Raw genomic sequence first — 15,871 nt, 5'->3', positions numbered from 1 at the left:
CTAAGCGATATCTTTAACTTTTTTTCTGTTTAAAATCCCACCAAATAGTAACATTACCATTCCTGTGGTTACAGAAATATCTGCGATATTAAAGATCCCTGTTTTAAATACGCCTCCTAAATTAATAAAGAAGAAGTCGGTAACTTGTCCAAATACAATACGGTCAAAAACATTGGCTATGCCTCCTCCTGCTATACAACAGAATGCAATAAGACTTAAGCGGTCTAATTCTTTTGTTTTTACGATGTAATAGATAACATAGCCTAAAACAATAGTAGGTAACACTAATAAGAATATCAATCTTAGTGTAGGATTCATATCACTTCCCATGCCCAGAAAAGCACCTTTATTTTCAACCCAAATTAATTGAAAATAATCGCCAATAACATCTATTTCTTCTCTAAAAACTAGAGTATTTCGGACTACAACCTTAGATATTTGATCGATTGCAATATTAAAAATAATGAGTAATGTGATAAATAAGTTTCTATTCAAAACAGTAAGAGAGATTAAGCGTTAGTTTCAAAAGTGGCTGAAGCAGTATCTGCTTCTCTATTTATTTTCTTAACAAGACCTTGTAATACTTTACCAGGACCAACTTCTGTGAAATGTGTAGCACCATCTGTAATCATTTGCTCTACCGATTGTGTCCAGCGTACAGGTGCTGTTAATTGTGAAATTAAGTTCGCTTTAATTTCGTTCTCATCTGTAATTGCAGATGCTGTAACGTTTTGGTATATAGGACAGTTTGGTTTGCTAAAAGTCGTGTTTTCTATGGCAGCAGCTAATTCTTCACGAGCAGGCTCCATTAGAGGTGAATGAAAAGCTCCACCAACAGGTAATACCAATGCACGTCTGGCACCAGCTTCTTTCATGGCTTCACAAGCTTTATTTATAGCTTCAACATCTCCAGAAATTACTAACTGACCTGGACAATTATAATTAGCAGCGACAACAACGCCATCAATCGTTTTACAAACGTCTTCTACAACAGCATCTTCTAATCCTAAAACAGCAGCCATAGTACTTGGTTGTAATTCGCAAGCTTTTTGCATAGCTTGAGCTCTCTGAGAAACCAATTTTAATCCGTCTTCAAAAGTTAACGCTCCTGCAGCAACTAAAGCAGAAAATTCACCAAGTGAATGACCAGCAACCATATCAGGTTTAAAACTATCTCCTAGGGTTTTAGCTAGGATTACAGAATGTAAAAAGATAGCAGGTTGTGTTACTTTAGTTTCTTTTAAATCTTCCTTTGAACCTTCGAACATAATATCTGTAATATGAAAGCCTAATATGCTGTTGGCTTTTTCAAACAATTCTTGTGCTAAAGGAGAATTTTCGTAAAGATCTAATCCCATTCCTGAGAATTGAGCACCTTGACCTGGAAATATATATGCGTTCATTTTGTTCTAATTTTAGAGTTGCAAAAATAGGAATAATATCTTGAAAAAGAAGGAAGACTCCGTTGCTGTTAGAATCTTGTTAGACTATAGTTAGATTCTGTTTTATTGAAGGTTAAATTAAACACAAGCTGCCTCAGCACAACGCTCTCCATCCATTGCAGCAGAAACAATACCACCAGCATAACCACCACCTTCTCCACATGGAAATAAATTAGTGATTTCAGGATGTTCTAAAGTTTCTGTTCTTGGGATACTTACAGGCGATGAGGTACGCGATTCTACACCAATAATATTCGCTTCTTCCGTATAATAACCTTTCATTTTTTCGCCAAAAGCTTTAAATCCTTTTCGTAAAGAACCACCAATTATTTTTGGTAATAAAGAATGTAATGGTGCGGATTTTAAACCAGGTTGATAAGAGGTTTCGTTTAAGCTTGAAGATAATTTACCTTCTACAAAATCCGTCAGTCTTTGAGCAGGAGCAGATTGTCTTCTGCCTCCAGCAGTGAAGGCTAAACGTTCTAAATCTTTCTGATATTCGAGGGCTTTTAAAGGGCCAAAATGTTCGTATTTATAAAGATCTTTATCAGCATTGATTTCTGTTACAATTCCTGAATTTGCAAATTTGTTATTTCGTTTTGAAGGAGACATGCCATTAACAACAACTTCACCGTTTGCAGTTGCAGCAGGAACTATAAATCCGCCAGGACACATACAGAAGGAATACACACCTCTATCATTTACTTGTTGCACTAAACTGTAAGGCGCTGCAGGTAATAACTCATCACGTTGTTTACCTTCGCAGTGATACTGAATGCCATCAATAATTGCTTGAGGATGCTCTACACGAACTCCCATAGCAAACGATTTTGCTTCTAATTTGATTTTTTTGTCATTCAATAAATAGAAAATATCTCTAGCCGAATGTCCTGTGGCTAAAATCACTTTTTCAACATCAATCTCTTTTTCGTTTTGAAGTTGAATGGCAACTATCTTATTATCCTTAATTGTAAAATCGGTAACACGAGTTTCAAAATGAACTTCGCCACCAAATTTGATGATATTCTCTCTTATATTCTGAACTACTTTGGGTAATTTATTAGTCCCAATGTGTGGATGTGCATCAACTAAAATCTGATCCGTTGCACCATGATACACTAGGTTTTCAAAAATTCTACGGACATCACCACGTTTTAAACTTCTGGTGTACAATTTACCATCACTATAAGTTCCGGCTCCACCTTCTCCAAAGCAGTAGTTAGAATCTTCATTTACAAAATGATCTTGATTAATGGCTTTTAAATCACGACGACGGTCTTGTACATTTTTACCACGTTCTAAAACAATAGGTTTAAAACCCAATTCTATACAACGCAATGCAGCATACATTCCTGCAGGTCCAAAACCAATGATATGAACAGGTTTACCTTTAGAGACATCTTTATAATCAAAATGATAATCTGAAGTCTCAGGCATGGGTTCATTGATGTAAACTTCAACTTTATAGTTAAACATAATGTTGCGCTTACGTGCATCAATAGATTTTCTTAAAATCTTGACTCCTATAATTTCAGAAGGTTTCATGCCTAGATCGTAAGCTGCTTTGTTAAGCAAGCCATCTGGTTTTCCTTCTTGATGTAAATTGATGCGTAGTTGTAAGGCTTTTATCATGTTGCAAAATTAAAGAAAAGAAATGTCTTCAAAACTTTTTAAATCGTATTAAGTGATACTATTTGTATTTGGATTTAAAGCTGAAAAAACCACGTTAAATAACGTGGTTCTTTTTCTACTTCTAATATGTTGAATTAAGATTTTGTTTTAGGTTGATCTCTATTCATTTCTGTAATATCAATGTCTGTAGCTTCAGAATTAAGAAAGTGCTTACTAAAATGATCTGCTCTTAACCAAAACGAATATTCTGTCATTTTTCCAAAGCTATGGCGTTGTCCTGGCATTAGCATAAAATCGAAACGTTTGTTGGCTTTTATTAAAGCATTTGCCATACGAATGGTTCCTCCTGGATGTACATTATTATCAACATCTCCTGTAATCAGCATTAAATTCCCTTTAAGGTTTTGTGCTAAAGATGGATTGGTGTCTATTAGATATTTGTACTTCACATTTCCATCCTCATCCATTTCTTCTTGCACACCATGATGTGTTTCACTCCACCAGCTATTATAAATATTATTATCGTGATTTCCTGCTGAAGAGACTGCAGCTTTAAAGAAATCTGGATATACTAACATGGCAGCTGTAGACATAAATCCACCACCGGAATGGCCGTAAATACCTACTTTATTAATATCAATAAAATCGTGCTTGTCTGCCAATTGTTCTGCAATATGTCTTTTATCTGCTAAACCGTAATCTCTTAAGTTTCCATAACCATAATTATGATACCATTTAGAACGGTCTGGATGTCCACCACGATTTCCTGTGGTTACCACGATAAAACCAACTTGAGCCATACGATCTAAACGATCCATACGAACTGAAAAAGATTTGTTAACCGCTTCGGTTTGTGGACCTGGATATACGTATTCTAAAAGTGGGTAAGATTTAGTCTCATCAAAATCGAAAGGTTTATACATTACACCATAAATATCTGTAATTCCATCATCGGCTTTCATCTTAAAAGTTTCTGGGAATTGATAACCCGCCGCCATAAGTTGAGACAAATCAGCTTCTTCTAATTCCATGATTAGTTTTCCTGTATTCGATCTTAATTCAGATTTAGGAACTGTGTTTACTCTAGAATAATTACTTACAAAATAGCCATTTGAATCTGCCATGTTTGTACTAGAATTATAGTCACCAGGATTTAAAGCTTTAAGTCCTGTTCCGTTCAAATTAATTTTATAAAGGTGTTCGTAATAAGGATCTTGATCTTTAGGAATACCATGTGCAGTAAAGTAAAGTGTTCTACTTTTTTCATCTACACCAATAGCATTTTCAACATGATAAGAACCGGAGGTGATTTCGTTTTTTAAATTCCCTTCTGTATCATATAAATAGTAATGTGCCCAACCTGAACGTTCTGCCCAATGTAGCATTTCAGTTTCATTATTGAGTAATACTAAAGGACGAGATTCTATATAGGTGTTAAAACGTTCTTCTATTAAAACTTTAGTTTCACCTGTGTTTATATCGGCAACGCATATATCTAATTTCTTACGATCTCTACTAATAGTATTATAATAGATTTTTCCTTTTTTAGATAAAAGTAATGAAGGTGCGAAATCATCATCGTAACTCGATTTTTTTCTTGGTTCTCTATATACCTGAATACTTTGTTGTTTTACCGTATCGAGTTGTACCAAAATGTTACTTTTTGAAGGAATATCGAAAACATGAAGTTCAGTTTTGTAATAGTCATCTTCGCCAGGCATGTGGTATTTGTAAGTTTCTAAAGTTGGGCGTTTGCTAGAAGTGGTGTTAATAACCCATAGGTCATTTATGTGTCTAGAATCGGTTCTTTCAAAAACGAACTTTTTAGAATCGTGAGACCAAATACCACGTACATATTTACGTTTATCTTTATTTTTTAATTTGGTTTCATTGTTCTCACCACGACTGCTTCCTCCAAAATCGTAATTCTCTTCGCCGTCTTTTGTCCATTGGTTTTCTACAATAGTGGTGTCTTTTTCATTTTTTACAGCTTTAAGAAAGTTTTCTTTGTCCATCCAATATAAATTGTAATGTTTAGAAAATAAAACTACAGAACTGTCTGGTGCAATATTTGCCCATTTTTTCCAATCTTCTTTTTCCTTCTTTTTGTTATCTAAAACAGTTAAGCCATTACTACCTAAGCGGTATTCAAAATGATATACTTTATTGACTTTTTTAGCCTTCTTCGCTTTTCCTTTTTTCTTTTTATCTGTTTTAGTTGAATCCGTTTTTATAGTATCCTCTTTTTCTTCATCTGAATCTTCATCTAAATCTTCGTCTTTTTTGTCCTCATCAACTTTTTCAGTTGAAGTGACATAGAAACGAATAGCCGTTTCATTTTTTACAAACTCGAAATTAAACTTTGGTAAATGCTGAGCGTCATAAGGATCTTTAGTGATTTCAGTTAACCATTTTGCCATTTTTTCATTATCAAAAAGCTCTTTTTTGCTGCTATTGTCTGCATTAACAATATAATATTTAGAACCTTCAGTGGTTTTGTATTGGTACCAAAATTGATTACCGTTTTTTAACCAATGTGGTCTTACAGAAGTAGAGTGCACTAATTTCCCTAAATTGTTAGGAGAGAATTTTGCTGCAGCTCTGTAATTAGGCGTAGGTGTTGTATTTTCTTGTTCGTTTTGCTGCGCATTTATTAACGTAAATGACAAGCTTAAAAATAGTAGAAGTAGTAATCTTTGCATATTTAGTGGGTTGGTTTTAGATGTGTTATTTTCTAGATCTGACTAAAATACTTTGAATAATATATAGTTGGTAAATATTTAACATTAGACTAACGAATTACTTTAGTAAGTACGTCTCATATAAATTGATTTTACTATCTTGAAAATTCTAAAAATTATCTTCAATTGGGCTGGTTCAAAAAAGATCCTTTACAAATTATCGCGTTTCAGAGTTATGGAACAAATTCGCATTTTTATGGTCGAGGTAGAGCTTTGGAGGATGAGTCTATTGATTTAGACGACCAGCATATTTGGCACCTTATTGTTAATACTTGGAAACGTTTTGAAACGGATGAAATTAAAAATGTTAGTTTAGATTTAAAGTTACCCAACAATAAAATCATAAAAGTTACTACAGACGAAAATGGTTATTTTATTGCAGAAGAACCTTTAGATAATTTATGTGAATTAACGAACGAAGAAGGTTGGTTACCTTTTGAACTTTCTTTTAATGATGGTACTCTTAACCGAAAAATTCAGAATAAAAATAGGTTTCCTGGTGAGTTATTAATTCCTTCTACTAAAGCAGAATTCGGTGTTGCAAGCGATATAGACGATACTATTTTGCATACAGGAGTTGTCTCTATTTTAAAATGGCGCGTTATTTATAATTCTATATTTAAGCATGCTAAGAATAGAATTCCTTTAGAAGGTTCTGCAGAGTTTTATCACAAATTGCATCGTGGAGCTTCAGGTAAAAATGCGAATCCTATTTTTTATGTAAGTCATAGTCCTTGGAATTTATACCGTTATTTAGAACTTTTTTTAAGACAAAATGATTTCCCAAAAGGGCCCATTTTATTACGAAGTCTTAGTAATCTTCTGCGGAAAAAACCTCAAGACGAAAAACCTCAAAAACAAAAAGAAATTCTTAATCTCTTAAAGACCTATCCTAATTTACCTTTTATTTTAATTGGAGATAGTGGAGAACACGATCCTGATATCTATATAGAGATAGCTGAAAGTTTTCCTAATAGAATTTTAGCAATTTACCTAAGAAGTGTAAAACATAAAAAGAGAATGTTGCGTGTTAAAGGTATTGTAGATAATTACAAAACCACACCAATCTTACTTGTAGAAACAAGTAAACAAGCTATAGAACACGCTAAGAAACATGGCTTTATTTCTTAAAATAAACCGTTGATTTGAGCATCAATTTTATTTAAAATACTCCCTAAATCTTCAGGATTAGCAACAAAATCAAGATTGTCTACATCTATGATTAATAAATTTCCTTTATCGTATTTAGAAATCCAAGCTTCGTAACGTTCGTTTAATCGGCTTAAATAATCAATACTAATGGTGTTTTCATAATCGCGTCCACGTTTATGAATCTGACTCACTAAATTAGGTATTGAGCTACGTAGATAAATTAATAAATCTGGTCCTTTTACAAACGATTCCATTAATTCAAAAAGAGAAGAATAATTTTTAAAGTCACGATTTGTCATTAAACCCATAGCATGTAAGTTGGGTGCAAAAATATGCGCATCTTCATATATGGTTCTATCTTGGATAATATCTTTTCCGCTATCATGGATTTGATTTACCTGACGAAATCTACTATTTAAGAAATAGACTTGCAAATTAAAACTCCAGCGTTCCATCTGATTATAAAAATCATCTAAATAAGGATTGTCAACTACATCTTCAAGTTGCTCTTCCCATTTGTAATGTTTAGCGAGTAGTTTTGTAAGTGTTGTTTTTCCAGCACCTATATTTCCAGCAACAGCAACATGCATAATCTATTTTATTTTTAATTGGTAATGACGTAGTAAGTTTTCGTCGTAAAGATACACTGTTTCATTGGTTACCAAAAACTGTTTTATAAACATTTTAGGAAGTTGAATAGGGAGAATTTCGGATTCATTTTTTCCTAAGATATAAAGACGATTTTCTTTTTTTAGAATTAAATGTGCTTTGCTGAAAGCCAGACTTTCAAAACCTGAATTCTTTGTTTTTTGAATTAAACTGCCAAAGTAATTATATACGTAAAGAAAATTCTCAGTGAGTAAATAACAATAGTTATAGTCACTCTTTAGATCTAAAACATTAGACTGAACAGGCATTGTTTTTAGTTTTACCTTCTTGGTTTTATAGTCGTATAATTCTAAATATTGAAAATCTTGATTAAATAGCCACAACGAACTATCGTAGCCAGAAGACACAAAAGATATATTTTTATAGGGTTGAATAGTATTAAAATTCACTTTTGAAATTTCAGCCAAACGATTATCTAAAATCACAATAGTATTAAAGTCCTTATAAAAGAGGTTTATTTTTAAAGGGTTAAAGGTGTTTGCAGATGTGATTTCTCCCAATTGAAAATTAGAATACGTAATTGTGGTATCCTTTGATTTTTTATGAAACGAATTGTTTTCTGTAGAATAGTATAGGGTTTTAAAATTATCTATTCCCCATATGGTTTTAGCAGTAAGTGCAGTTGAGTCTGTTAAAGTCGCAGAAATTTTAGGTGTTGTCTTATTTTGCGAAAAGCAGAATAAACTACAGAAAAGAAACAGAGTGATTAACTTATGCATAATTTTGGGTGAATAAGCTTGAAAAATACAACAATTGCATCAGTTTTGAAGAAAAGACCTTGTAGGTTTTTTAAGTTTAGCAAGGGAGCATTAGCCTTAATCCGTTAATTTATATCCAAACCCACGCACATTAATAATTTGAATGCTGTCATCTCTTTTAAGTTTTTTACGCAGTTTGGTTATAAATACATCCATACTTCTAGCGGTAAAAAAATCGTCTGTTCCCCAAAGTTTATTGAGAATAAGCGAACGGTCTAAAACTTGGTTTTTGTTTTTAATGAGATGAAATAATAAATGTGCCTCTCTATGAGTTAATTGCGTACAATCTTCATTTTTGAATTTTAGTTGTTGTTTAGGGAAATCAAAACTAAATGCGCCAATCATTATCGTTTCTGATGCTTTTTGAGTCTTAGTCCTATCCACTAAATTATGAACTCTAACAATGAGTTCTTCTATACTAAATGGTTTTTTAAGGTAATCATTTCCTCCAATAGAAAAGCCTTCAACTACATCTGCGGTTTGCGATTTTGCCGTTAAAAATATAATAGGAATAGCATCATCAATAGCTCTAATGTCTTTGGCTAAAGTGAAACCATCTTTTTTAGGCATCATAACATCGAGCACCAAAATATCTGGAGATTCAGATTGATACTTATTAAAAGCGACGTCTCCGTTTTCGCAGAGAATAACATCAAAATCTCTAGTTTCAAGACTTTCTTTAATGATGAGTCCTAAAGCTGCTTCGTCTTCAGCTAATAGTAATTTAATTTTATTAGCCATTTGGAAGTGTGATTTTAAATGTGGTTAAATTTTTATTCAAAACTAAAGCTATTAAACCGTTGTGCTTTTCAATAATAGATTTTGTGTAATATAAGCCAATACCAAAACCTTTTACATCATGCGTGTTACCTTTTGGGACACGATAGAATTTATCGAAAATCTGATGTTTGTTTTCATTGGTTAAGCTGTTGCCATTATCTGAAACTAAAATGTCAAAGTTGGTTTTCTGCGCTTTTAATTCAATAGAAATTAGATTACCTCCATATTTTACGGCATTATCTAAAATGTTATTTAAGGCATTTTCAATATGAAAGATATCTGCATTAACAACTAAACTTTCAAGCTGAATATCACTCTTGAATGTTTTATCAGGAAATTGAATAGTATACTTACTAATTAAAGCGTAAACTAAACTGGTAACATCAAAATTTTCTTTATTCAATTCTAAATTGTTGCTGTCTAAAGTTGCGGTTTCAAGTAGTTTCTCGACCATAGTATTTAATTTCCCTAATTGAGTGGAAGACATATTGAGATACTTTTTGGTTTTTTCTTTATCATCGATAGCATTAAAATTACTAATGCTTTCTAATGCTGCGCTAATGGTAGCGATAGGCGTTTTAAACTCATGCGTAATATTACTGATAAGGTCATTTTTCACTTCGGCTAATTGCTTTTGTTGTTTTATGATTTTTAGGAGGTAGAATAAACTGCTAATTACGGCTAAAACTAATAACGTTGAAATTAAGATGCCTCCAAGAATGCGATATAAAATAGTTTTAGTGGTGTTAGTAAATAGAATGGTTAAAAAAGTACCTTTTGGAAGGAATCTAGATTTTGTGTCTGTTTGCAAATAATTATCAGACATATGGTTAGGGTCCAATTCTGGTAAGGATCCGTTTACCTTAAAATAGTTAACGTCACGTTCAATGTCTTTATAATCTAAATAAAAATCGACATTAATGCTTTTGCGTTCTAATTCTTTAGCTATTAATTCTTCAACAGCCTTAACATCGAGTGTGTCATTTTTTATCGATATCATCACTTTAGAGGTGAGAAATTCGGCGTTTTTTAAATTGACATCTTTATTGTTGTTTTTTAGACTATCTATTTTTAATTTAAATTGCTCTGCTGATAAGGGATTATGTTTTTTATTATGTGCTTCTGACATTGAATCTGCCTTGAATCCTCTAAACACAGTTATGCCTTCAATAGTATTTTTATCTAAAGAATCAAGGTTTGTAAACTCATTTTTAGATTCATCAATGGTTTTAAAAATTTTTTCTAGTTCACTACCTTCTTCGAAAGCTTTTTTCTGTTGGTCGCCTTCAAGAATAAAACCAAAAGTGGTGCGCTCTGCTAAAGCTGCGTAATAATCATCTACCGCTTTATCTAAGCTGACTTGTACATCGTTTATTAATTGCTGTTTATTGGTTTGGTAATTTTTGTAGTTCCAATAGACTTGTATGCTAATCGTGGCAACAATTACGACAACAATGGTATATAAAATCCACCTGTATCTTTTATTATTCATATTTCAAATGTATAACGTAAAAATTTATAATCAACGCTCGGTTAACAGACGTTAACACTCGTTAACTTATAAAACTAAATAGTGTTCTGATATTTGTAAGGTATTAATTATAAAACCATATTAAAATGAAATCAAAGATTCATGACTGTTTTAGTCTAAAAAAAGTATTCACGTGTTTAGTCTTATTAATTTCGGTTGTTGGATATAGTCAGTCTAAAGTTGAAGACAAATCAGTAAAAATTGATGCGATTAGTATTGAGGTTACAATTGATTCCTTTGAAGAATTAGAATCTACTTTTAAAGCGGAAGATTTAGATGGGTTATTTAAAATGATGGATGGAAATGAAGAATTAAGTTTTACTTTAAACTGTAGCTTTTCAGAGGGTAAGGATAATTTAAAAGGTAGCATGACTTATACTGTTGTAGGAAGTACAAATGAAAAGTCAAAATTTCTAAAGAATATTGAAAAAATGAAAGCTACAGTATTGAAATTTTATAATTTAAAAAACAGAAAATAATGACAACAATTACTAGAATTCTAATTTTTATATTAATAGGAGTCGTTTCGTCTGTTAACGCTCAAGATTTTCAAGGTGTAGCGACATACAAAACCCAACGAAAAATTGATATTAAGATGGATAGCACCAAAATGAATGATGCTATGCAGAAGCAAATGATGGAAATGATGAAGAAGCAATTCCAAAAAACCTATACATTAACTTTCGATAAATCTTCATCTTTATACCAGCAAGAAACGGAGTTAGATAAACCACAAGTAGGAGGCGGTTTTCAGATGTCTTTTGGTAGTAGTGGGTCTGATGTGTTTTATAAAAACGTCAAGAATAAAACTTATGTTGATCAAAAAGAAACTATGGGGAAAAATTTCTTAATTAAAGATTCTATATCTCCAATTGAATGGCAATTAGAATCTGATACTAAACATATTGGTGAGTACATGTGTTTTAAAGCCACCTTTACAAAACAAGTTCCTAAAATAAATTTAAACTTTAATAGTAATTCAAAAATAGATAATGAAGATGATGAAGAAAAGAAACCTGAAATGGAAGATCGTACTATTACAGCTTGGTACACCCCTCAAATTCCAGTGAGTAATGGTCCAGCAAAATACCAAGGATTGCCAGGATTAATTTTAGAAGTGCATGATGGAAAATTAACTATTATCTGTAGTCAAATTGTTATCAATCCAAAAGAAAAAGTAGAGATTGAAGAACCAACGAAAGGTAAAGAAGTTAATCAAAAAGAGTACAATGATATCATGGAGAAGAAAACTAAAGAAATGATGGAGCGGTATGCACCAAGCAGAGGATCGAAAGATGGAGCAATTCATATATCAATAGGTGGTTAATTTTCTTAACACAAGTTTAACAAGTTGAGGCTTTACTTTTCTTCATTTAGGGAGTCTTATTGAGGTAAGATTAACTTAATTCGTTATTGAATTTAACTAGAATACTAAAAATGAAGAAATTACCGCTAAAAATAGCATTGTTGCTAACTGTACTTTTTGCAAGTTCTAATTTATTTGCACAAGATTTTCAAGGAAAAGCATATTACATATCTAAAACGACTATGGATATGGACCAATTTGGAGGACAAGACATGACTCCAGAACGAAAAAAGCAAATTCAAGAACGAATGAAGAGCTTTTTAGAAAAGGAGTATACGTTAACGTTTACAAAATCAGAGTCTATTTATAAAGAAGAAGAAAAGTTAGAAGCTCCCGGTAGTGGAGGTGGAAGAAGAGGTTTTGGAGCTAGTTTAACGGGAGGTCCAAAATATAAAAACATTCAAACTAAAGAGTTACTTCAGGATCAAGAATTTTTTGGTAAACAGTTTTTAGTTAAAGATGAATTAAAAGATCTGGAATGGAAAATGGGTACTGAAACTAAAAAAATAGGTCAGTATACATGTTTTAAAGCTACAGCAACTGTAGTGCCTAGTGGGATTAGTTTACAGAGTTTTAGAGGTCCAAGAGGAAGAAACCAAAGTAATAACACTGAAAAAAGTAAAGATTCTGCAAAATCTAAAGAACCTGTAGCACCTAAAACAATAGAGGTTGTTGCATGGTATACACCTCAAATCCCTGTAAACCAAGGTCCAGATGATTATTGGGGTTTACCAGGATTGATATTAGAGATTAATGCAGATCGTACAACCATACTTTGTACTAAGATTGTTTTAAACCCTACAGAAAAGGATACTATTGATAAGCCTAAAAAAGGTGAAGAAGTAACCCAAGCGGAATACACTGAAATCACAACTAAAAAGATGGAAGAAATGCGCGAAATGTATAGTGGACGTAATGGTCGAGGTGGCGGACGCGGTAGAAACTAAAAATGTAACAAATTAACTCTTATGAAGCACAGAGTTTAAACCACGCTCTCAATTACCAACCCAAAGAAATTATTTATATGAAAAATATTTTAGCACTGCTATTTACATTAGTGGTTATGAGTTCTTTTGCTCAAATTAAAATGCAAGGTATCGTAAAAGATAGTATTGGTTCACCTTTAGAACTGGCAAATATTATAGCTATTAATAAAGATACTAATACTTTAGAGTCCTATGCTATTACTAATGCTAGCGGGAAATATGTTATTTCTTTAGCCGAAAATGGATCTTACAGTATTCAAATAAGTTATATCGGTTTAAAATCGCTCGATGAAACCCTAGAAACTAAGGATGTTGATATCACAAAAGATTTTCAGATGTATTCTGATAACATGCTAGACGCTGTAGAGTTAACTTATGATATGCCAGTAACTATAAAAGGAGATACATTAATCTATAATGCAGATTCTTTTAAAAACGGAACAGAACGAAAACTTGAAGATGTTTTAAAAAAATTACCTGGTGTAGAAATTACATCTGAAGGAAAGATTGAAGTAGAAGGCAAAGAAGTGACAAAACTTATGGTTAATGGTAAAGATTTCTTTGATGGAGACTCTAAACTAGCAACTAAAAATATTCCTTCAAATGCTGTAGATAAAATTCAGGTGTTGCGTAATTATGCAGAGGTAGGACAATTAAGTGGTGTTCAGAATAATGAAGATAGTGTAGCTATAAATATTAAATTAAAAGAAGGTAAAGAAAACTTTTGGTTTGGAGATGTTACTGCAGGTGGAGGTGTTGCACCATCGCCAAATGACAATTTGTACTTGGTACAACCAAAGCTTTTTTACTACAGTCCTAAATATAGTATTAACGTTATAGGGGATTTAAATAATGTAGGTGAAGTAGCATTAACAGGTCGTGATATTCGAAATTTTGGTGGTGGTTTTAGAAGCCCTAGTTCTAATAGTGGTACAAGTATAAATCTTGGAGATAACGGATTAAGTGGTTTAACAAATGTAGCAGATTCACAATCTATAGAATCTAAATTAACCGCAGTTAATTTTAGTTATGCACCCAATAAAGCGTTAGATCTTAGTGGTTTTTTAATATATAATGCCAATCGTTTAAAAACGAAAGAAGAAAGTTTTGTGCGTTATACAAATCCAGAACTAGAAATTCCGGATGAAGAAACAGTTCAGACAGGAAGAGAAGCTACAAACCAAGGTTTGGCAAAATTGAGTGCAAGCTATAAGCCAAATGCAAATAATCAATTAAACTATGATGTTTTAGGTCGAATCTCTAATGATTCTGAAACGCAAAATGAATTTTCTAGTGTTGTTGGTGCTACCAACCAAATAGATAAAGCAAAACCATTTAGTATTAATCAAAATTTTAATTACTACTATACCTTAAACGAGAATAATATTTTTGCTATTGAAGCACAACATTTAATTAAAGATGAAGATCCTTTTTACAATGCGGTGTTGGTAAACGATCCTACTAATAACACTGCTACTGATCTAGATGATAGAGATGCTTTTGATAACACGGCAGCTGAACTAGGATTAGATGGAAATCAGTTGGGTTATGATTTGAATCAAGAACGTCGTATAAAATCGAATCAACTTGATGCTAAATTAGATTACTACAACATTCTAAATTCAAAAAGTAATATCAACCTTACATTAGGGACTATTTTAAGTACTCAAACCTTCAACTCTAATATTTTTCAATTTTTAGATGATGGTTCTTTTTTCGATCCTGTATCTAGTGTAACCAATGATGATGGAGAGGTATTGTTAAATGAAAATGATGCGGAGTATAATTTTAGCGATGTTTATTTAGGGCTGCATTATACGTTAAAAACAGGTAAATTTACATTTACACCTGGTTTTTCTGTACATGCTTATGGAAACAAAAACACACAATTTGGTGAAACTTATGAAGATAATTTCTTAAAAGTATTACCAGATTTTGAAACCCGAATTCAATTTAAAAAGAGTGAAAGTTTAACCTTACGTTATAATATGAAAAACTCATTTACAGATGTAACGAGTTTAGCTGAAGGTTTGGTTTTAAATAATTATAATAGTCTTCAGTATGGAGAAGCATCGTTACAAAATGCTTTATCGCACAATGTAAGTTTACGTTACTTTAGTTTCAACTTATTTAATTACACTAATATTTTTGCAATTCTTAATTATAACAAGAATATTGATCAAGTAAGATCATCTACAGATTTTGATAACGTAATTAGAACCAATACTTATTTTAATTCAAATTTTGCAGATGAAAGTGTTACTGCAATAGGTCGTATTCAACGTACATACGGTAAGTTAAGAGCGAGTATGCGTGTTAATTTAAATTATAGTAAGAGTAACCAATTTGTTGAAGATGTAAGATCTGTAAATGAAACATTTTCTCAAAGTTATACTCCAGAATTAAGTACTAATTTTAGAGACGCACCAAACGTATCTTTAAAATATAGGTACAGTATTTCAGATACAAATCAAGGAGATAATGATACTCAGTTTATTACTAATGCACCATCAGTAGAATTTGATGCATATATATGGAAAGCATTAACCTTTAGAACCGATTATTCATATACAAGTCAAAGTAGTAACGTTCAGGATACATCGTCTTACCAAACATGGAATGCGAGTTTAGCTTACAGAAAAGATCAAGACGCTAAATGGGAATACCAACTAAAAGCGACTAACTTATTAAATATAGATTCTGAAGTTAGTAATGGTTCTAGTAACATTTCTGTTTACAGTTCAGAAACGTTTGTTTTACCTAGATTTCTTACGTTTAGATTAACTTATACGCTTTAAGAAGCAGTTGTAATTA

13 protein-coding genes are annotated in these 15,871 nt (G+C 32.1%); 5 read left to right on the top strand and 8 right to left on the bottom strand.

Annotated elements, in window-relative coordinates; translation table 11 throughout:
- The 4 genes from lspA to HM981_RS15855 form a co-directional block, all read right to left on the bottom strand.
- Window positions 1–495: a signal peptidase II gene (gene lspA / locus HM981_RS15870; protein WP_179339785.1), complete on the bottom strand. Its 495-nt coding sequence runs from the start codon at window positions 493–495 to the stop codon at window positions 1–3.
- A gap of 14 nt (window positions 496–509) precedes the next feature.
- Window positions 510–1,403 carry an ACP S-malonyltransferase gene (fabD, locus tag HM981_RS15865; RefSeq protein ID WP_179339784.1) on the bottom strand — a complete coding sequence of 298 codons (894 nt, stop codon included), beginning with the start codon at window positions 1,401–1,403 and terminating at the stop codon, window positions 510–512.
- Between the two features lie 117 nt (window positions 1,404–1,520).
- Window positions 1,521–3,074: an NAD(P)/FAD-dependent oxidoreductase gene (locus HM981_RS15860; RefSeq protein WP_179339783.1), complete on the bottom strand. Its 1,554-nt coding sequence runs from the start codon at window positions 3,072–3,074 to the stop codon at window positions 1,521–1,523.
- A gap of 134 nt (window positions 3,075–3,208) precedes the next feature.
- Window positions 3,209–5,776 (bottom strand): S9 family peptidase, encoded by a 2,568-nt coding sequence (locus HM981_RS15855; protein ID WP_179339782.1) that lies wholly within the window; start codon window positions 5,774–5,776, stop codon window positions 3,209–3,211.
- Between the two features lie 165 nt (window positions 5,777–5,941).
- On the opposite strand from HM981_RS15855, the gene HM981_RS15850 reads away from it, so the two are divergent.
- Window positions 5,942–6,946 (top strand): App1 family protein, encoded by a 1,005-nt coding sequence (locus HM981_RS15850; RefSeq protein ID WP_179339781.1) that lies wholly within the window; start codon window positions 5,942–5,944, stop codon window positions 6,944–6,946.
- Here HM981_RS15850 and HM981_RS15845 read toward each other — a convergent pair.
- The 4 genes from HM981_RS15845 to HM981_RS15830 form a co-directional block, all read right to left on the bottom strand.
- Window positions 6,943–7,557 carry a deoxynucleoside kinase gene (locus tag HM981_RS15845; protein WP_179339780.1) on the bottom strand — a complete coding sequence of 205 codons (615 nt, stop codon included), beginning with the start codon at window positions 7,555–7,557 and terminating at the stop codon, window positions 6,943–6,945. The two genes, HM981_RS15850 and HM981_RS15845, sit on opposite strands and share 4 nt — an antisense overlap.
- A gap of 3 nt (window positions 7,558–7,560) precedes the next feature.
- Window positions 7,561–8,355, bottom strand: coding sequence for a hypothetical protein (locus HM981_RS15840; RefSeq protein ID WP_246286319.1), 795 nt, complete (start codon window positions 8,353–8,355; stop codon window positions 7,561–7,563).
- A gap of 96 nt (window positions 8,356–8,451) precedes the next feature.
- Complete coding sequence (locus HM981_RS15835) at window positions 8,452–9,135, bottom strand: response regulator transcription factor (RefSeq protein WP_179339779.1); 684 nt, start codon at window positions 9,133–9,135, stop codon at window positions 8,452–8,454.
- Window positions 9,128–10,666 carry a sensor histidine kinase gene (locus tag HM981_RS15830; RefSeq protein WP_179339778.1) on the bottom strand — a complete coding sequence of 513 codons (1,539 nt, stop codon included), beginning with the start codon at window positions 10,664–10,666 and terminating at the stop codon, window positions 9,128–9,130. Before HM981_RS15830 ends, HM981_RS15835 begins: the two co-directional genes overlap by 8 nt.
- A 125-nt stretch (window positions 10,667–10,791) precedes the next feature.
- Here HM981_RS15830 and HM981_RS15825 point away from each other — a divergent pair, with 125 nt between their 5' ends.
- The 4 genes from HM981_RS15825 to HM981_RS15810 all read left to right on the top strand — a co-directional run bounded on the left by HM981_RS15825 (window position 10,792) and on the right by HM981_RS15810 (window position 15,855).
- Complete coding sequence (locus HM981_RS15825) at window positions 10,792–11,184, top strand: hypothetical protein (protein ID WP_179339777.1); 393 nt, start codon at window positions 10,792–10,794, stop codon at window positions 11,182–11,184.
- Window positions 11,184–12,032, top strand: a complete 849-nt coding sequence (locus HM981_RS15820; RefSeq protein WP_179339776.1) for a GLPGLI family protein — start codon at window positions 11,184–11,186, stop codon at window positions 12,030–12,032. Before HM981_RS15825 ends, HM981_RS15820 begins: the two co-directional genes overlap by 1 nt.
- Before the next feature lie 110 nt (window positions 12,033–12,142).
- Window positions 12,143–13,018 (top strand): GLPGLI family protein, encoded by an 876-nt coding sequence (locus HM981_RS15815; RefSeq protein WP_179339775.1) that lies wholly within the window; start codon window positions 12,143–12,145, stop codon window positions 13,016–13,018.
- 77 nt (window positions 13,019–13,095) lie between these two features.
- Window positions 13,096–15,855 (top strand): TonB-dependent receptor, encoded by a 2,760-nt coding sequence (locus tag HM981_RS15810; protein ID WP_179339774.1) that lies wholly within the window; start codon window positions 13,096–13,098, stop codon window positions 15,853–15,855.
- Window positions 15,856–15,871 lie beyond the last annotated feature (16 nt).

The organism is Winogradskyella ludwigii (assembly GCF_013403985.1).
Taxonomy (GTDB): domain Bacteria; phylum Bacteroidota; class Bacteroidia; order Flavobacteriales; family Flavobacteriaceae; genus Winogradskyella; species Winogradskyella ludwigii.
The sequence above is the reverse complement of the archived record's forward strand: the minus strand, read 5'-3'. Positions and strand labels throughout refer to the sequence as shown.